This is a genomic window from Moraxella bovoculi 237, assembly GCF_000696305.2.
Taxonomy (GTDB): domain Bacteria; phylum Pseudomonadota; class Gammaproteobacteria; order Pseudomonadales; family Moraxellaceae; genus Moraxella; species Moraxella bovoculi.
Map to the genome: position 1 here is coordinate 416258 of NZ_AOMT01000005.1, position 17352 is coordinate 433609.

The 17352-nt window shown below is 46.2% G+C and carries 19 protein-coding genes; 10 read left to right on the forward strand and 9 right to left on the reverse strand.

The window, feature by feature from the left end; all coding sequences use genetic code 11:
* Positions 1 to 79 precede the first annotated feature (79 nt).
* Entirely contained in the window at positions 80 to 1597 is a 1518-nt protein-coding gene (gene xseA / locus MBO_RS02280) for an exodeoxyribonuclease VII large subunit (RefSeq protein ID WP_052585242.1), read from the forward strand.
* An 18-nt stretch (positions 1598 to 1615) separates the two neighbouring features.
* Positions 1616 to 2269 (forward strand): oxygen-insensitive NAD(P)H nitroreductase, encoded by a 654-nt coding sequence (gene nfsB, locus MBO_RS02285; protein WP_036362835.1) that lies wholly within the window; start codon positions 1616 to 1618, stop codon positions 2267 to 2269.
* Positions 2270 to 2314: 45 nt separating this feature from the next.
* Here the strand turns inward: nfsB and MBO_RS02290 are convergent, their stop codons facing one another.
* Together MBO_RS02290 and gpmI are read right to left on the reverse strand one after the other, a co-directional pair.
* Complete coding sequence (locus MBO_RS02290; RefSeq protein WP_052585243.1) at positions 2315 to 3640, reverse strand: S41 family peptidase; 1326 nt, start codon at positions 3638 to 3640, stop codon at positions 2315 to 2317.
* 17 nt (positions 3641 to 3657) lie between these two features.
* Positions 3658 to 5229, reverse strand: coding sequence for a 2,3-bisphosphoglycerate-independent phosphoglycerate mutase (gene gpmI / locus MBO_RS02295; protein ID WP_152545084.1), 1572 nt, complete (start codon positions 5227 to 5229; stop codon positions 3658 to 3660).
* Positions 5230 to 5486: 257 nt separating this feature from the next.
* On the opposite strand from gpmI, the gene MBO_RS09920 reads away from it, so the two are divergent.
* Entirely contained in the window at positions 5487 to 5951 is a 465-nt protein-coding gene (locus MBO_RS09920; RefSeq protein WP_197971974.1) for an AzlC family ABC transporter permease, read from the forward strand.
* A 315-nt stretch (positions 5952 to 6266) separates the two neighbouring features.
* A complete protein-coding gene (locus MBO_RS10305) occupies positions 6267 to 6521 on the forward strand; it encodes a branched-chain amino acid transporter permease (RefSeq protein ID WP_227712651.1) in 255 nt (84 codons plus the stop codon).
* On the opposite strand, the gene MBO_RS02310 is transcribed toward MBO_RS10305, so the two are convergent.
* The 3 genes from MBO_RS02310 to uvrB all read right to left on the reverse strand — a co-directional run bounded on the left by MBO_RS02310 (position 6498) and on the right by uvrB (position 10081).
* Positions 6498 to 7091 carry a uracil-DNA glycosylase family protein gene (locus MBO_RS02310; protein WP_036362838.1) on the reverse strand — a complete coding sequence of 198 codons (594 nt, stop codon included), beginning with the start codon at positions 7089 to 7091 and terminating at the stop codon, positions 6498 to 6500. The genes MBO_RS10305 and MBO_RS02310 overlap by 24 nt on opposite strands.
* 98 nt (positions 7092 to 7189) lie before the next feature.
* Complete coding sequence (locus MBO_RS02315) at positions 7190 to 7774, reverse strand: OmpW/AlkL family protein (RefSeq protein ID WP_036362841.1); 585 nt, start codon at positions 7772 to 7774, stop codon at positions 7190 to 7192.
* A gap of 177 nt (positions 7775 to 7951) precedes the next feature.
* Complete coding sequence (gene uvrB / locus MBO_RS02320) at positions 7952 to 10081, reverse strand: excinuclease ABC subunit UvrB (RefSeq protein ID WP_036362843.1); 2130 nt, start codon at positions 10079 to 10081, stop codon at positions 7952 to 7954.
* 228 nt (positions 10082 to 10309) lie between these two features.
* Here uvrB and MBO_RS02325 point away from each other — a divergent pair, with 228 nt between their 5' ends.
* The 6 genes from MBO_RS02325 to ppk2 all read left to right on the forward strand — a co-directional run bounded on the left by MBO_RS02325 (position 10310) and on the right by ppk2 (position 16230).
* Entirely contained in the window at positions 10310 to 10474 is a 165-nt protein-coding gene (locus tag MBO_RS02325; protein WP_036362848.1) for a rubredoxin, read from the forward strand.
* Positions 10474 to 11475: an alpha/beta fold hydrolase gene (locus tag MBO_RS02330; protein ID WP_046700031.1), complete on the forward strand. Its 1002-nt coding sequence runs from the start codon at positions 10474 to 10476 to the stop codon at positions 11473 to 11475. Before MBO_RS02325 ends, MBO_RS02330 begins: the two co-directional genes overlap by 1 nt.
* Before the next feature lie 54 nt (positions 11476 to 11529).
* Positions 11530 to 12132 carry a fumarylacetoacetate hydrolase family protein gene (locus MBO_RS02335; RefSeq protein WP_036362852.1) on the forward strand — a complete coding sequence of 201 codons (603 nt, stop codon included), beginning with the start codon at positions 11530 to 11532 and terminating at the stop codon, positions 12130 to 12132.
* A 78-nt stretch (positions 12133 to 12210) separates the two neighbouring features.
* Complete coding sequence (gene purD / locus MBO_RS02340; protein WP_036362856.1) at positions 12211 to 13488, forward strand: phosphoribosylamine--glycine ligase; 1278 nt, start codon at positions 12211 to 12213, stop codon at positions 13486 to 13488.
* Between the two features lie 144 nt (positions 13489 to 13632).
* Positions 13633 to 14985 carry an ABC1 kinase family protein gene (locus MBO_RS02345; protein WP_036362859.1) on the forward strand — a complete coding sequence of 451 codons (1353 nt, stop codon included), beginning with the start codon at positions 13633 to 13635 and terminating at the stop codon, positions 14983 to 14985.
* 144 nt (positions 14986 to 15129) lie between these two features.
* The gene (gene ppk2 / locus MBO_RS02350) at positions 15130 to 16230 is read left to right on the forward strand and encodes a polyphosphate kinase 2 (RefSeq protein ID WP_036362862.1); all 1101 of its coding nucleotides are present in this window, start codon (positions 15130 to 15132) and stop codon (positions 16228 to 16230) included.
* A gap of 37 nt (positions 16231 to 16267) precedes the next feature.
* Here ppk2 and MBO_RS02355 read toward each other — a convergent pair whose 3' ends face one another.
* Genes MBO_RS02355 through MBO_RS02370 form a run of 4 tightly spaced genes read right to left on the reverse strand, consistent with a single transcriptional unit; the run spans position 16268 to position 17341 of the window.
* Positions 16268 to 16585 carry a hypothetical protein gene (locus MBO_RS02355; RefSeq protein WP_036362865.1) on the reverse strand — a complete coding sequence of 106 codons (318 nt, stop codon included), beginning with the start codon at positions 16583 to 16585 and terminating at the stop codon, positions 16268 to 16270.
* A complete protein-coding gene (locus MBO_RS02360; protein WP_036362868.1) occupies positions 16582 to 16800 on the reverse strand; it encodes a hypothetical protein in 219 nt (72 codons plus the stop codon). The genes MBO_RS02355 and MBO_RS02360 overlap by 4 nt, the downstream gene beginning before the upstream one ends.
* A gap of 5 nt (positions 16801 to 16805) precedes the next feature.
* Complete coding sequence (locus MBO_RS02365; RefSeq protein WP_036362871.1) at positions 16806 to 16991, reverse strand: hypothetical protein; 186 nt, start codon at positions 16989 to 16991, stop codon at positions 16806 to 16808.
* Positions 16991 to 17341: a 2Fe-2S iron-sulfur cluster-binding protein gene (locus MBO_RS02370; RefSeq protein WP_052585244.1), complete on the reverse strand. Its 351-nt coding sequence runs from the start codon at positions 17339 to 17341 to the stop codon at positions 16991 to 16993. Before MBO_RS02370 ends, MBO_RS02365 begins: the two co-directional genes overlap by 1 nt.
* Between the last annotated feature and the right edge of the window lie 11 nt (positions 17342 to 17352).

Genomic DNA, 17352 nt, shown 5'->3' on the forward strand with positions numbered 1-17352 from the left:
CGCACCCAAAATCCCATGATGTCAGTTTTATTCGTGGATAGACTGTGATATAGTGATGATTTTAATTATTCTAATAATCATGAATCAACAAGCCAAACGTATTGCAGACTTGGTGGAAAATCTATACGAACCCACTCAAGACGTTGATAAATTACACGCCAAAATTGCTGCTGAGCTCAGCGATTTACAGACTCAAAACGACACTCAAGCACAGCTACAAGGAGTTCATCTGGCGCTGAGTGATTATCTAGAAGCCGTTAAGATGGTGATCAGTGATACTTTTGATCACGAGGTATGGATTCGCGCCGAGATACGCTCGATGTCATCCAAAGGCGGGCATCATTATTTTGAATTGGCAGAAGAGAATGACGATAGGCAAATCATCGCCAGCTGTCGAGCGACTCTGTGGCGTTATCGGGCATCAAGCGTACTGTCCAAATTCCACCAAAGCACGGGGCACGCTCTGGAAGCAGGCGCAAGCGTCCTGATTAAGGCATCAGCCAGCTTCCATGCACAGTACGGCTTTAGCATCAACATCAGCGACATTGATCCAAATTATACCTTGGGCGAATTGGCAGCAGCTTATAACGCCATGCTAAAACGCCTACACGATGAAGGTCTAACCCAATTAAACAAAGCCTTGTCCGCCCCCTTCGACATTCGCCATGTGGTCGTTATCGCGCCAGAGAATGCCGCAGGCTTGGGGGACTTTCGCGCAGAGGCGGATAGATTGGCGGCAGCGGGCGCTTGTCAGTTTCATTATCATCATGCGACTTTTCAGGGCAATCGTGCACCCAACGAGATTCGCATTGCCATCACGCACGGCATGCGTCAGTTTATCGACACTCATCAGCATCTGCCAGACCTGCTTGTGGTCATCCGCGGTGGTGGCGCAGTGGGTGATTTGGCATATCTAAATGATTATGAGCTGGCAGCACTCATCGCTGAACAACCTGTACCCGTCTGGGTGGGCATCGGTCATGAGCGTGATAAAGTGCTTACTGATGAAGTGGCGCATACGCGATTTGACACACCATCCAAGGTCATTGGTGCGATTGAACGTCAGCTCATGAGCATCACCCAAGATGCCAAAATCGCCATGCAGAAGATCCAAACATTAAGCCAAAGACAGCTCATGCACGCCAAAAATAATAGCGCCAATTCAATGCAAAGCATCCAATCATCCGCCACGAAGCTGGTATTCCTTGCCAAAAAAGACAGCCATCATGAGATGAATCGCACCAAACTCATCACCAATCATCGCCTGGACAAACAAAAAACCCAAACCAATACACTTTATCAAGCCGTACAAGTAAATGCTACCAAGCAGATCAATCACGCTAAGACTCATACCAGCGCCCTGCTTGACAGCCATCGCAATATCGAGGATAAACTAAACCACCTAAAAAACCATTGTCGCCACCTACAAAGCCTAATCATGATTCAGCACCCCGCCAGAACTCTAAATAAAGGCTACGCACTCATTCATCAAGAAGGTCGCATTGTGTCATCTTCTACCAAGATAGACACCAATCAAGACCTGCAAGTTGAATTTCATGATGGCAAGATTTCCGCCACACCGCATTCATTCAAATAACACAATAAGGCAACACTCATGAGCAACCTCTCCATCACACAATCACGCTACACTTGTAAAGCTTACGATCCGACCAAGCAAATCGACGATGCCACTTTGGATCACATCCTACAAGCGTTACGCCTTGCGCCATCTTCCATCAATATTCAGCCTTGGCAATTCTTAGTGGCCGCCAATGATGATACCAAAGCCATCACCGCAAGCAGCATGACTGGCTCAGATGCACATAATGCACCAAAAGTATTGAACGCCTCGCACACCATCATCCTATGTACTCGCACACAGCTTAATGATGATCATCTAGACAAGGTGTTAGATGCAGAATCACGTGCAGGCAGATTTAGAACGCCAGACAGCAAAACCGCACGCCAAAACTTATGCCAGAACTACCTTAGCGAATACGCCAAAACACCTGCCAAGCTATCACAATGGGCTGAACAGCAGATCTTCATCGCGCTTGGACATCTGCTGCTCGTTGCTGAATTGGCAGGCGTTCAAGCGACGCCGATTGGCGGATTTGATCAAAACCTTTTAAATGATGCTTTGAATTTAAATAGCCAAAATCTAAACGCTTCTGTGGTCGTTACCTTAGGTTATGCCAGTGATGATGATTTTAATAAGGCTCTGCCAAAGGCTCGTCTTGATTTTGATGAAGTTATTCGATTTATTTAAATCCAAAAAAACGCGCCAATGATCGGCGCGTTTTCTATTAAACCCTTAAAATCCACCAACAGGCGCAAACTCAACCCCTGTGGTAAGCTTACCCTCTTGCATGATGGTCAAAGCGCGCTCCAGCCACTCATCAATCAACTCATCTTGATGATCGACCTGAGGGAATGTAACATCGGGCTTAACACCGATTTTATCAATCTTCTCACCCGTGGCGGTTATGTAATGTGCTGTGGTTAGTTTTACCGCCTGATTATCGCCAATTGGAATAATAGACTGCACCGAACCTTTGCCATAACTGGCTTCACCCAATATCAGTGCACGACCTTGAGTCTGTAATCCACTAGCCAATACTTCGGCGGCAGAGGCAGAATATCGATTTTGCAGGATGAGTAGCGGAATCTCATCAAGTAGCGGGGAACCTGATGTATGCATGACACGCTCAATGCCATGACGCCCTTCGACCTGAGTGACGATCTCATTACGCATAAAAAGCGAAGCCACATCTACCGCCGAATCCAGCACACCGCCCGGATTATTACGCACATCGATGATCATCCCTTGTACGGGTATCCCTGCTGATGAGACACCATTTAAGATCTGCTCGCGTGTGTTGGTTTGAAATACAGGCAGCTTAACGATCACGATGCCGTCACGCACCAGAATCTCAATGTTTGACTGCGTGCTGTGGGTACGCTCAAGGGTTTTGGTTAGTTTTGACCGACCTGCTTTGGAGAATGTGACGTCCACTTTAGTATTAAGAATGCCACTTAAAAGCTGCGCAACATCGTTTTGGGTTTGGCTGCCTGTCAGACGGACATCACCGATCTGATACAGATAATCACCAATAGCAATGCCTGCTTTGGTCGCGCTAGATTCAGCCTCAACCTTAGTAACCACCCAGCGCCCTGCATCCTCCTGCCATACCGCTGTGATACCAACATCGCCAACATTACCCGTGGTGAATGACTGAAGATTATTAAACGCTTTAGCATCCAGAAACTCAGCATGACTATCCACCTTGGTCAGCATGCCGTTGATGGCATGATAAAAAAGCTCATCATCATTCTTCTGGTCAGGATATTCACGGCGCACTAAATCCACCACCGACACGAAAGTCTTTAATGTATTTGGTGAGATGGCATTTAATGGTACACGCCCCTGATGCAGCCCGTCGATACCATGCAGAACATTTGGCTGACTGTCTAGCACACCCAAATCAATCTCAGAGACATCACCCCCCTGATCTTCATCAGCCTGTGAATTAGGCTCAGATGGCACAGGCGCAGAACCAGAAAACTCATCCTGCGCAACCGATGACAATGGCACAGCCATCATCATAAAGAGCAACGTTAATATTGGCAGCTTTTTCATGAGATCCTCGCGAATGCTCAGCCTTCGATTAATAGGCTCTCGCCTGTCATTTCACTAGGCTTTGGCATTCCCATCAAATGCAGGATCGTCGGTGATACGTCGCACAGTTTACCATCTTCACGTACACTAACTTTCTTATCGCCCACATAAATGAACGGAACAAGCTCAGTCGTATGCTGTGTGTGCACTTGCCCACTTTCATAGTCTTGCATCTGCTCGCAGTTACCATGATCAGCGGTAACCAGCAAATGCCCACCCATCTTTTGTACACTATCAACGATCACACCAATACACTCATCGACCGCCTCAACAGCTTTTACAGCTGCCTCGAATACGCCTGTATGCCCCACCATGTCGCCATTGGCGTAGTTAATGATGAGTACATCAAATTCACCTGACTCAATGGCTGCTTTTAATTTATCAGTAACCTCATAAGCACTCATTTGAGGCTTTAGATCATAGGTCTTCACTTCAGGGCTGTTCACCAAGATGCGCTTTTCACCGTCATATAACTCTTCACGTCCGCCACTAAAGAAGAACGTTACGTGAGCGTATTTTTCAGTTTCAGCGATGCGAAGCTGAGTTTTACCATTATTTTGTAGGTATTCGCCCAAAGTATTAGCCAGACTGGTTGGATAATAGGCGATGGTGGTTTTTGGGTTGTTTTCTAATTCATCTGAATATTTGGTCAGCATGACATAGGCGGACAGCTCTGGCGCCACTTTACGCTCAAAACCATCAAAGTCATTATTAACGAAGGCCTGGCTGATTTCACGAGCACGGTCTGCACGGAAATTCATGAAAATCACCGCATCATTATCACAGATAATGCCGTTATCATCGATGATGGTCGCCTGAATGAATTCGTCAGTCTCGTCCGCTACATAAGCTTGTTTTACCGCATCGATGGCTGTGCCCGCTTCACGTACAGCATTGGCTTGGGTCAGAAGTTCGTAAGCGGCTTGAACACGATCCCAGCGCTTATCACGATCCATCGCGAAGAATCGACCGATCATGCTGGCAATCTTCGCCTCGCCATCGTATTGGCCGCTGATGTCCACCAAGAACGCTTCAAAATCTGCCACATAAGCCTCGGCTGACTTCGGCGGCGTGTCACGTCCATCCATGAATCCATGCACAAATACTTGTAGTGCACCCTGCTCTAATGCCATGCGTACAGCCGCTTTCATGTGATCGATGTGCGCATGGACGCCACCATCTGACAACAGACCCAGAATATGAACCGCACCTTCTGCCTCACTGGCAGCTTTGACAGCACCGACTAAAGCTTCATTCTTAAAAAAATCACCCGTATTAATATCATTCATGATACGAGTTGAATCTTGGAACAAGATACGCCCTGCACCTAAGTTCATGTGACCCACTTCAGAGTTACCAAACTGACCATCGGGCAGACCCACATCCATGCCAGAGCCAGAGATCAGACCGTTAGGGCAAGTCGCGGTTAGCTTATCCAAGTTGGGCGTATTCGCCGCCAAAACTGCATTATCTCGTGGGTCGGTGCGATGTCCCACACCATCTAGAATCATCAATACATGCGGGATTTTTTTATTGGTCGCGTCAGTCATGAACATACTCCAAAATTCAATGTAAATTTCATGATATTGTAGCATAAATCAATATAAAAAAGACGTTAATTTACCAACATCGGTAGCTACAATCATGAAAGTTAATCATGCCAAATATGATCGCTAACTTGCACAAATAGTGCTTTTGACCAAGGATTAAATTTGTATTTTTATGGGCTTTTGGTTGCAGTTGAATGGTTTTAACTTATAATAGCGGTTTGCTATTTTTGATTATTCATACTTTTAGCTTGTAGCCGATGCAACACCTAAAACCCACCATAAAATCCGCCTTTATTCAGAGCCTGCCTATTTTATCGGGCTTTTTGTTTTTGGGAATGGCATATGGCGTCTATATGCGTTCGCTTGGCTTTGGGGCGATTTACCCCATTGCGATGGCGTTTTTTATTTTTGTAGGCTCGGTTGAGTTTGTCATGGCAAGCGTGTTATTGGCAGCATTTAACCCCTTATCTGTTCTGCTGCTGATCGGCATGATTAGCGCTCGGCAAATTTTTTATGGCATTTCGATGCTGCATAATTTTAAGGGTATTGCAGGCTTTAAAAAGTTCTATCTTGTGTCAGCCATGACCGATGAATCTTTTGCCATCAATTACTCAGCCAATATTGAAGATGGTATCGATAAAACGTGGTTTATGGTATTTATCACGATTTTTTTACACATTTATTGGGTGAGTGGTGCGGCACTTGGGGGCATTACTGAGTGATGTTTTACCTTTTGATTTGAAAGGCTCAGAATTTGCCATGACGGCTTTATTTTTGGTGATTTTTGTGGAGTAATGGCTCAAAGAGGACAGCCACATCATCTCAATCATCGGGCTTGGTATTAGCATCGTTTCTTTGGTAATTTTGGCAAGGACAACTTCTTGATTCCTGCGATGGCTGGGATTTTAATCTTGCTTGGCGCTTTCCGTACGCGCTTGCGTGCCTACCATTTAGGATGATTCATGAGTATTGAACAACAAATAATCAGTATCCTTATCGCCATCATCGCTGTACAGATCTGTCGCTGACTTGCCTTTATCGCCTTTGCAGAAAACAAACCCATCCCCAAATTCGTACAATATCTAGGCAAGGCGCTACCCTCTGCTGTATTTGGGCTTTTGGTCGTGTACTGCTATAAGAACGTCGATCTGCTCACGCCACATCATGGCGCACCAGAATTCATCGCAGGGATCGTGGTAGTCTTACTTCACATTTGGCGACGCAACGTGTTTTTATCCATCGGTGCTGGCACCTGCCTATATATGTTTTTAATACAAAAAATCTTCATCTAAATCAAAGATCTCATCAAATACGGCATGATAATATGCCGCTTTTTTATCCAATGCCAAAGGATAGGCACGCGAAGATGACGGCAGTCTGCGCAATGTCACTATTTTGTCATTGATGGGTAATTGCACTGACTCGCCAATTTTTGGCGGATTTAAACCATGAACTGACAGCAGAATTTCGGTCGCCTTTTCTCCTGTGGTGATAATATGTGCGCATTTTGGCATCTGAGCAAGTAGTTTGGAGACATCAGAGGGCTCGATGATGGTTAAGAACTTATCCGATGCATTGTCCTGCTCGCGTACTACCGCTTTGGCAGCATCAAAAATGGCAATGCCTTGCTCCCTCAAAAAATTCTCAATCTTGTCCTGATAAAAACACTTATTCGACACATCAATAAAGCATTCTTTATCGCCAAAAAACACCAATCCCATGATGCGCCACATATCATTATTAAAATTCGGATAATAAAAATCCATTTTCCAACGCAACTTTGGCGGCGGAAAACTACCAAGCATTAATACCTTGGCATTCTTTGGTAAAAATGGCAACAAAGGATGTTTTTCAATATTCATGGAAATCGCGACCGTCAAGATAGATTTTTTAGCTATTAATTTAAAGCAAGCATTAAAAGAGCCGACAACATGGTCGGCTCTTTTATTCCAATCAAAGATTAAAATGATTTAACGAATGATACGCCATAAACCCATGGGCTTAGGTCTAGTTCGCCTTTATTTGCACCATCAATTTTAACGTCAGTTTTAAGATCAATGTAGCGCGCGTCTAGACGAACTGCGTCACGGTCAGTTAGTTTGAAGTCAACGCCAACGTGGCCAGCTGCACCCCAGTTGTCTTTTAGTTCAAGATCTGAAACAGCTAGGCGCTCTTTGAAGAAAGTAGTGTAGTTTACACCAGCACCGATGAATGGTACAACTTTACCACCGTTGTCGAAGTGGTATTGTAGAGATAGAGTTGGTGGAAGTAGTTTAACTGAACCAACTTTCTCGCCGTCAGACTCGATGTCATGCTTGAATGGGTGTGCTGCTAGCAGTTCGATACCAACATTTTTAACTGGGAAGTATTCGAAAGTAACGCTTGGACGAACATCTTCATCAACAGATAGTTCTAGACCTGGGTTGCTCTTAGGATCAACGTAAGCAGCGCCCGCGCCGATGGTCCAAGTGCCTGCAGGTGCGGCAACAGCAGCGGTAGTTGCAGTAGCAGCTACTAGCGCAAGTGCAATATTTTTTAGTTTCATGGCTATTCTCCAATATGGAAAGTGGCTAAAAAAATAAAAGAGCCCGCGTATTGCAAGCCCTTTTGCGAAAGTATATCATCACTCTTAATGAATGACGGTTTAAAACTTCTCATCATTTTATAACAATTGGCAAAAAAATCAACAAACTTTTAAGACTTTTAAGACTTTTGTGACTTTTTAGTCAATTAAACGCTCTTTTAGTGCCAATACAACATCACGAACGCGCGCTGCTTCTTCGAATTTAAGCTCGGCTGAGAGTGTGCGCATTTGTTTTTCTAGGCGATTGATTTCTTTAACGATGAGCTCAGGTCGTCTTAAAATCTCTTCGTCCACGCCAGCTATCGCACTTTGGGCGATGACCGCACTGCCTAGGGCATGCATGGCTTCTTCTTCGCCTGTGTCAATCTTATCGGTGATGGCACGGCTTGCCGATTTTGGCGTGATGCAATGTTCAGTATTAAAAGCGATTTGTTTGGCTCGTCTGCGCTCGGTCTCATCTATCGCCTTTTGCATACTGGGAGTAATGCTGTCAGCGTACAAAATCGCCTTGCCACTAACGTGCCGTGCTGCTCGCCCAATGGTCTGAATGAGCGAACGCTCCGAGCGTAAAAAACCCTCTTTATCCGCATCAAAAATCGCCACAAGCGACACCTCTGGCATATCCAAGCCCTCACGCAAAAGGTTAATCCCCACCAGTACATCATGCACGCCTGTTCTAAGTTCGTGAATGATTTTCATGCGTTCTACCGTGTCAATGTCGCTGTGTAGGTAGGCGACTTTTACGCCATATTCTTTTAAGTAACTGGTCAAATCCTCCGCCATGCGTTTGGTGAGCGTGGTAATCAGCACCCGCTCGTTTAAGGGTTTACGCAGGTTTATCTCACCAAGCACATCGTCCACTTGGGTAAGCACAGGGCGGATTTCTAAGACAGGGTCAATCAGTCCTGTGGGGCGGACGACTTGCTCCACGATGTTTTGGGCTTTTTCAAGCTCATATAGGGCAGGCGTGGCGGACACATAAATGGTGGACGGCTTGATACGCTCCCACTCTTCAAATTTCATCGGGCGGTTATCCATAGCGGACGGCAAGCGAAAGCCATAGCTAACGAGGGTCTCTTTGCGCGAGCGGTCGCCCTTATACATTGCTCCGATTTGTGGGACGGTAACATGACTTTCATCAATAAACAACAACGCATCATCAGGCACATAGTCAAACAGCGTGGGCGGAGCAAGCCCAGCAGGTCGCCCTGACAGATGACGTGAGTAGTTCTCAATGCCGTTGCAGTAGCCTAACTGTTGTATCATCTCAAGGTCGTATTGGGTACGCTCTTTGATACGCTGGGCTTCGATGAGCTTGTCATTACCTCTAAAATATTCCAATCGTTCAGCAAGCTCGACTTTGATGGTGTCGCTTGCTTGTTCCAATTTTTCTCGTGGGGTAACGTAGTGCGATTTTGGATAAATCGTAATACGTGGGACGGTGCGGACATTTTTACCAGTCAAAGGGTCAAACCAGACGATTTTTTCGACTTCATCATCAAACATCTCAATGCGTACGGCAAGGTTCTCACTCTCGGCAGGATAAATATCCAAAGTCTCGCCACGAATGCGATACGTCCCTCGCCCAAAATCCAGCTCGTTGCGTTCGTATTGTAGCTCAACCAAACGTTTGATAAGGGCGGTTCTATCCACGACATCGCCCACCACCACATGAAGGAGCATTTTTAGGTAGCTCTCAGGGTCGCCCAAGCCATAAATGGCGGACACAGAAGCCACGATAATCGCATCTCGGCGTTCTAGCAAAGCGCGAGTGGCGGACAGTCGCATTTGGTCAATGTGGTCGTTAATGGCAGAGTCTTTTTCTATAAAAGTGTCGGACGCAGGCACGTACGCTTCTGGCTGATAATAGTCATAATAGCTGACAAAATATTCCACCGCATTATTGGGAAAAAACGCCTTAAACTCGCCATAAAGCTGGGCGGCTAGGGTCTTGTTATGAGCCATAATTATCGCAGGTCGCCCAAGCTTGGCGATGACTTTTGCCATCGTATAAGTTTTACCCGAACCTGTCACGCCAAGCAATAGCTGCTCTGTTCTACCTGCCTTGACACCGTCCACCAAGCCAGCTATGGCGGTGGGCTGATCGCCTGCCGGCTCGTAGTCGCTGACAAGGTCAAAGGCTTGACTGCTGATCTGTGTGCCTGACACATTGACGCCTGTCAGTTCGGCGCTTTCTTGGAGTTGCTTGGCAAGCTGGTTAAGATGTCGCTCTTCTCGCGTGGTATTTTTGATGTCTGGGATTCTCATGATGGTCCGTGATGACGATTATTCAATCCTTTATCATTGGGATTTTTGGCAAAATTTAAAGACAGTGGGACATTTTCATTTAAATATTTCAACACAAATCTCAGCCAATCACATCTTTTTACAAAATTTACTTGCAAAAAATCGATACATCTGTAAACTAAGCACAGTTTTTAACACGACAATCACCCACATCGATTTGTACCAAATCGTCTAGGCATAAGGTTTATTATGAAAAAATATCAATGCATCGTCTGCGGCTGGATTTATGATGAAGAGCTTGGCTGCCCTGAAGAAGGTCTTGCGCCAGGTACCCGCTGGGAAGACATTCCAGATGATTGGACTTGCCCTGAATGTGGCGTCACCAAAGAAGATTTTGAGATGGTAGAAATCTAATGGACACCCCCTTCCATGTGCAGCCGACAGATTTGCCAGAGAGTTGGCAAAAGTTCGGACAGATAGACTGGCAACCGTCTGATCTCTGTGAACATCTGTATCAAGCCATCATCCACATCGGTGAAGGCATGTCGCTGTGCGTGGAAGCTGGGGGTGACCCTGCACATCCTGCGATGATTTTTATCACAGGGCTTGGGTCTCAAATGCTGTTCTGGTCGGATAAGCTGCTTAAACAATTCATTGATGCTGGCTATTTTGTGATTCGCTTTGATAATCGTGATACAGGCCTGTCTAGCAAAATTCGCATCGATGGCCTGCCCAAGGTGAACACCCTAAAGATGATGCTCAAGGTGCAAGCAGGTCTATCCAACCGCCAAGAGCCTGTCGCCTACACACTCACTGACATGGCAGAAGACGTCGCCAGACTCATCAAGACCATGAATCTAGATAAAGTCAATCTGGTGGGCGCATCGATGGGTGGGATGATCGCACAGATCGTCGCAGCGCGTTACCCTAAATATGTGGATAATCTGGTGCTGATGTTCACCAGTAGTAATCGTGCTTTCTTGAGGCCACCAAATCCCAAGCAATTCATGACTTTCGTGCGTCGCCCAGAGAGCCACTCCGAAAGAGACATGGTGCGTCATAGCGTGTGGTTCATGACAGCAGTCGGCTCACCAGGACATCTAGATATTAAGGGTACTCGCGCCATCGCAGAGAAACGCTATCAGCGTAATTTTCACCCGCTTGGTGTCGCCCAGCAGCTAAATGCCATCTTGGCTTCCGGCTCTATCTTGCGCTTTAGTAAGCAGATTCGCGCGAACACCCTCGTACTACACGGCAGCAAAGACGGACTGCTTACCCCCAGTCATGGTAAGTTCTTAGCCAAGATCATTCCAAATGCTCGCTTTGAGCTCATCGACGGCATGGGTCACGACATCCCGCCTTATTATTATCCTTATCTTGTGAGCATCATCGCAAGGCACTGCCAAGTCGATTGATGTTTTGTGAGTTAGGACTTATAATGCTCCTACATCCATTCACAAGGGGACATCATGCATGCCATCACATTGGGCGATGCCAGCTATCGCATCAACACCATCTACTGCATCGGACGCAGCTACGTCGAACACATTCATGAGCTTGGTAATGCCGTGCCTGATGAGCCGCTGGTATTCCTAAAGCCGAACAGCAGCATCGTCACTAGCGATATCATCACCCTGCCCGACTATTCAGATAACGTCCATCACGAGACTGAACTTGTCCTACTCATCGGTGAAGGTAAGCAAATCGTCGCGGCCACCGTTGGGCTAGACTTGACAGCCAGAGATGTACAAAGCATCTGCAAGAAAAAAGGTCTGCCATGGCTCAAGGCCAAAGGCTTTAAGGATGCCTGCTGGCTTGGCGACTTTATGCCATTTGAAGATAAGACCTATCATCTGTCGTTGTCAGTCAATGGCGAGATGCGCCAAGATGATAGCACAGATAAGATGATGTATAGCTTTGATTATTTGGTTGAATATCTTGATGAGCTATACGGGCTACAGGCAGGTGACATCATCATGACAGGCACACCCAAGGGCGTCGATAAGCTGATGAGCGGCGATAAGTTAACAATCAAATTGGATGGTTCAACCTACCAAGTTAGCGTTAAATAACCACCAAAAGCGGATTTTTTATCGAAATTTTGTTACAATAAGGCTTTTTAAAATCCTCAATCCACAAGGAAATCCTCCATGAATATTCTTGTACTTGGTACAGGCGGGCGCGAACACGCACTGGCTTGGGCATGCGCTAAAGACACCAAAGTCAATACCGTCTATGTCGCCACAGGCAATGCAGGCACAGCAATAGAACCAAAACTACAAAACATCGACCTAGATGTCACCAACCACGATGCTGTTATCAAGTTCTGTCAAGATAATAATGTTGAGTTTGTATTAGTTGGCCCAGAAGCACCCTTAGTGGCAGGCATCGTCGATGACCTTCGCCGTGCCAAAATTAAAGCATGGGGCCCTACCCAATACTGCGCACAGCTAGAAGGCTCTAAGGCATTCGCCAAGGATTTCATGAAAAAAGTCGGCATTCCTACCGCATTTTACGAAGTATTTACCGAGATCGAACCTGCCAAAGAATTCGTCCGCACCAAAGGCGCGCCGATCGTCATCAAGGCAGATGGTCTAGCAGCTGGTAAAGGCGTCATCGTCGCGATGAGCGAAGAAGAGGCCTTTAATGCCATTGATGACATGCTGTCTGGCAATAAATTCGGTCAAGCAGGCTCTCGTGTGGTTATCGAAGAGTTCTTGGCAGGTGAAGAAGCTTCATTTATTTGCATGATTGACGGTGATAACATTCTGCCAATGGCGACCAGCCAAGACCACAAGCGCATCTTTGAAGGTGATAAAGGCGCCAACACAGGTGGCATGGGCGCGTACTCGCCTGCGCCTGTCGTGACAGCTGATGTACACGCCAAGGTCATCGAGCGCGTGATTCGCCCTGTCGTCGATGCCATGAAAGCCAATGGCACACCTTACACAGGATTCTTGTACGCAGGTCTTATGATTAACGAGGCAGGCGACCCTTATGTGATTGAGTTTAATTGCCGATTTGGCGATCCTGAGACTCAGCCGATCATGATGCGACTACAGTCATCATTGGTCGATTTGATTACAGCTGGTCTAGATGGTAAGCTTCCCGTATCTGCCGAATGGGATGAGCGTGTGGCGCTAGGCATCGTATTGGCAAGCCGTGGCTATCCTGAGACTTCATCAAAAGATGATGTCATCACAGGTCTACTAGCCATCGGTTCACACGATGACCTAAAAGTCTTCCATGCCGGCACCAAAGAAGCCAACGGACAAATCCTAACCAATGGCGGTCGTGTTCTATGCGTAACAGCTCTAGGCGCTACTGTCGCAGAAGCACAGGCGCGTGCTTTGGCAGGCTGTGGCAGCATCAGCTTTGATGGCATTCAATACCGTCGTGACATTGGCTGGCATGCGATCGAACGCTAATATTGATTATAATCAATCGAGCTCTTTTAAGCACTGCCTTAAAAGAGCTTTTTTGTTATACATCAAGCACAAACACGCCATAATGACTTGATTTTTTGGTATAATAACCCCAATTTATGAGACAAAATATCACAACAAGACATCATGACCAAACCGCTAAATACCCTAAAAACAACCCCACTACAACGCAGACTTTCCATCGCCAAGACCTCATTGAACATCGGGGCGACTTGGGCAAAAAGCGGCGTATCGGGGTTATTTTTAAGTAAAGAGGCGCGAGAGACCCAAAAGCACGCCCTACTCCAAGAACAAGCGGATTATCTGGTCAGCGAACTGGGCAAACTAAAAGGCTCTGTGGTCAAGATTGGGCAGATGCTTGCGCTGTATGGCGAGCATTTTTTGCCGCGCGAAGTCATCAATGCCCTGCACACACTTGATGCCAACACCGCCCCACTCTCATGGCACATCATCTATGACACCCTAAAGCATGAGCTTGGAGATCGCATTGATGATTTTGAGATCGAGCGCAACCCCATCGGTACTGCAAGCCTTGCCCAAGTCCATAAAGCCAAACATAAATACAGCGGACGTACCGTCGTTCTCAAGGTTCAATATCCCAATGTTGCTAACGCCATCGATTCTGACCTAGCGATTTTTAGGCAGCTACTTAAGATTACAAATGCTGTCCCACAGACCAAAGCGCTGGATGATTGGTTCTTAGAGATCAAAGAGCTGCTACATACCGAGGTGGATTATCGTACTGAAGCTAAGACCACGAAGCGATTTGCTGCTTATCTGGCGGATGATGATCGCTATATCGTGCCGACCATTTATGACAATTACAGCACTGATCGCTTGATTTGTATGAGCTATGAAGCAGGCATTCCTTTGAATGACCCTGCGCTTCTGCAGCTACCCCAAGAACGTCGTAACACCCTTGGTCAAGCCGCCATCGAGATCGTCATTCGCGAACTGTTCGAATGGGGAGAGATGCAGACCGATCCTAATTTTGGTAATTATCTGGTGCGTAGCGAGAATGATACGGATCGCTTGGTTTTGCTTGATTTTGGTGCGGTGAAACGCTTTGATAGCCATCTACTAACCATCGCAAAAAACTTACTCACCGCAGGCTATCATCAAGACAGTCAGATGATGAAATCAGCCATGACAGGTTATGATTTTTTTGATAAATTGACTGGCAAGCCAAAAGACGACATGGCTAAGGTTTTTTTGATGGCGTGTGAGCCTTTTGCCAAGGCAGAACATGTTAATAATGCTTATCTTGATGACAATAATCGCTATCTGTGGGCAGGCAGTCAGCTTTATAATCGCGTGATGGCTACTGCTAAAGATGGCATGACCTCCCTTGAATTTAGCTTACCACCCAAAGAGATGATGTTCATCAGTCGTAAATTCATCGGTGCATATGCCCTACTGGTTGCGCTGGATGCTCGCACAGACAGTACAGAGCTCATCGAACCTTATCTCATCCCTTGACATATAACGCCTTGATGTTCATTATTAAGGCGTTTTATTCATGAGTATTTTGTATATATTCATCAGATAATTGACATTGCGCAACCATTCACAAGATGCTAACATAAAGGATTAACTCAACCTCAACCAGCTAAGGAGTGACTCATGCCAGTTAATGATCAAGACACCAAAAACACCAGCAGCACCCAAGCAGCACCTAAGACCACCCCAGCCAAAAAAACCACCACCAAGACCGAACCAAAAGTCATGCCAAGCACAGCCACACAGCTTGAAGAGCTGCTGATGCATGCCACACCTGATGATTTGGTTGAACTTGGTCAGGTGCTGAACGATTATCTGCCTGTAACACAGATGGTCGGTCAACTGCGCGCTGACAAGTCAAAGGACACACAACTTTCAGACAACTGGCGTGAAGGCGGTTACCCCTACAAACATCGCCTTAGTCGCAAAAACTACGAAGCTCAAAAATACAAACTCCAAATCGAACTATTAAAACTACAACACCATGTCAAAGCCACAGGTCAAAGACTGGTTATCCTATTCGAAGGTCGTGATGCTGCCGGTAAAGGCGGTACCATCAAGCGCTTTATGGAGCATCTAAACCCTCGTGGCGCGCGTGTTGTCGCTCTTGAGAAACCCACCGAACAAGAAAAAGGCCAATGGTATTTCCAGCGTTATATACAGCACCTGCCTACCTCTGGCGAGATCGTACTGTTTGACCGCTCTTGGTATAACCGTGCCGTTGTTGAGCGCGTGATGGGCTTTTGTACCGAACAAGAGTATCAAATCTTCATGCATCAAGTGCCTGAATTCGAAAAACACCTAATCGAATCGGGCATTCAATTGGTGAAATTCTGGTTCTCAGTATCGCGCGAAGAACAAAAAGCCCGTTTCGCCAGCCGTGAGAACCACCCACTAAAACAATGGAAACTCTCTCCTGTTGATAAAGCCTCTTTGAACAAATGGGATGACTACACACTAGCCAAAGAAGCGATGTTCTTTAACACCGATACCGCCGAATCGCCATGGATCGTTATCAAATCCGACTGCAAAAAACGTGCTCGACTAAACGCCATGCGCTATGTGCTAAATAAGCTCAACTACGAGAACAAAGATCCTGCCCATATCGGCAACATCGACCCTCTAATCGTGGGTCGTGCAGGTGCACTGTATGAGATGGATGAGCGTACGGATCTGGCAGTCTCATCACTAAGACCGACCAGCCCAGTCCAAAATAACTCTTAAATTACCATCAATAAAATACCGCTCATCTGAGCGGTATTTAATTGATGGTTACTAATAATGACTCAAACTCAACTTGGATTAGTCCTTTGGCATTAATGACATCAAGCCTATCTTCATGAACGAAACGCGCTTTTTGATAATTCACGGCTTTCTTGTCAGTCAGATGCTCATATAGCACCGGTGTACCTGTGATTGTTTTGTTCATTAATTCGTGGTACATAACGACTGGCGAATTTTTTAAAATTTTGGTCTCAATAATCTCTATGCGAGATTTATTGTCAGGATTTTCAAACAACCAATACAAGGTATCATAGCCATGCTCACCGAGTACGCCTTCATACTGCCTGCCCGTCAAGAAAAACCTGATAATTCAACCTTAGTCGGTTCAAAGCTAAGCAGCTGCTTGCATCCAAATCGATAAGTTATTTTGGCACGCGTGACCTGCTTGAATTCATCCGTCAGCACACCACCTGATAGACTAACTGTGCGCTTAAGATGATTTAGCTGTTGTTTTAGTTGTTTTCGTTCAGCTGCATTAATGCTGTCATCATCAATGGACAGATAACGCACCGCTTCTACTTCGACCTTGACAGGCTGACCGCCTTAGGGATGCTTAGCATCGACAGATCTACATCAGGCATCACATCAGACTTGGCTGGCTTAGCACCTGGGCGCAAGTACCACGCCCCGCCAATCACCACGAGACCGATCGCTGTTAGTATCAGCGCCTTATTGGTAAAATTGTGTCTATCTAAGATCATCACACCCTCCAGCACTCATGAGCGAGCCACCAGTGTCTTAGATCCGAGACGCTCTTATCTTCGAATAGACTTAGCTGCTCGCCTTCCATTCTAGGCGCATAGGTCACACACATGGTGCCTGTCGCCTGACAGCAACAAGCCAAAACTTCATCCTCTTCAAGCATGGCAATTGGCTTTTTTGTCATGACAAGCTTACCAGTCTTTGCGGTCACTCGCATTTTGCACGAGCCACAATACCCCTGCTGACATTCAAAACGAACCTTCTGATGACCTGTACGTCTCATGCCCTGTAATAGCGTTTCATTTTCGTGTAAATAAAAGCGCATCTCGTCGGTAAATACCCAGCCCATTGCACACCTGT

Coding starts and splice junctions, on each gene's coding strand:
- MBO_RS02335 (WP_036362852.1), top strand. CDS start 11,530: ATGCATGCCATCACATTGGGCGATGCCAGCTATCGCATCAACACCATC.
- ppk2 (WP_036362862.1), top strand. CDS start 15,130: ATGCCAGTTAATGATCAAGACACCAAAAACACCAGCAGCACCCAAGCA.
- xseA (WP_052585242.1), top strand. CDS start 80: ATGAATCAACAAGCCAAACGTATTGCAGACTTGGTGGAAAATCTATAC.
- nfsB (WP_036362835.1), top strand. CDS start 1,616: ATGAGCAACCTCTCCATCACACAATCACGCTACACTTGTAAAGCTTAC.
- MBO_RS02330 (WP_046700031.1), top strand. CDS start 10,474: ATGGACACCCCCTTCCATGTGCAGCCGACAGATTTGCCAGAGAGTTGG.
- MBO_RS02345 (WP_036362859.1), top strand. CDS start 13,633: ATGACCAAACCGCTAAATACCCTAAAAACAACCCCACTACAACGCAGA.
- MBO_RS02315 (WP_036362841.1), bottom strand. CDS start 7,774: ATGAAACTAAAAAATATTGCACTTGCGCTAGTAGCTGCTACTGCAACT.
- MBO_RS09920 (WP_197971974.1), top strand. CDS start 5,487: ATGCAACACCTAAAACCCACCATAAAATCCGCCTTTATTCAGAGCCTG.
- MBO_RS02325 (WP_036362848.1), top strand. CDS start 10,310: ATGAAAAAATATCAATGCATCGTCTGCGGCTGGATTTATGATGAAGAG.
- gpmI (WP_152545084.1), bottom strand. CDS start 5,229: ATGACTGACGCGACCAATAAAAAAATCCCGCATGTATTGATGATTCTA.
- uvrB (WP_036362843.1), bottom strand. CDS start 10,081: ATGAGAATCCCAGACATCAAAAATACCACGCGAGAAGAGCGACATCTT.
- purD (WP_036362856.1), top strand. CDS start 12,211: ATGAATATTCTTGTACTTGGTACAGGCGGGCGCGAACACGCACTGGCT.
- MBO_RS02370 (WP_052585244.1), bottom strand. CDS start 17,341: ATGGGCTGGGTATTTACCGACGAGATGCGCTTTTATTTACACGAAAAT.
- MBO_RS02310 (WP_036362838.1), bottom strand. CDS start 7,091: ATGAATATTGAAAAACATCCTTTGTTGCCATTTTTACCAAAGAATGCC.
- MBO_RS02290 (WP_052585243.1), bottom strand. CDS start 3,640: ATGAAAAAGCTGCCAATATTAACGTTGCTCTTTATGATGATGGCTGTG.
- MBO_RS02365 (WP_036362871.1), bottom strand. CDS start 16,991: ATGATCTTAGATAGACACAATTTTACCAATAAGGCGCTGATACTAACA.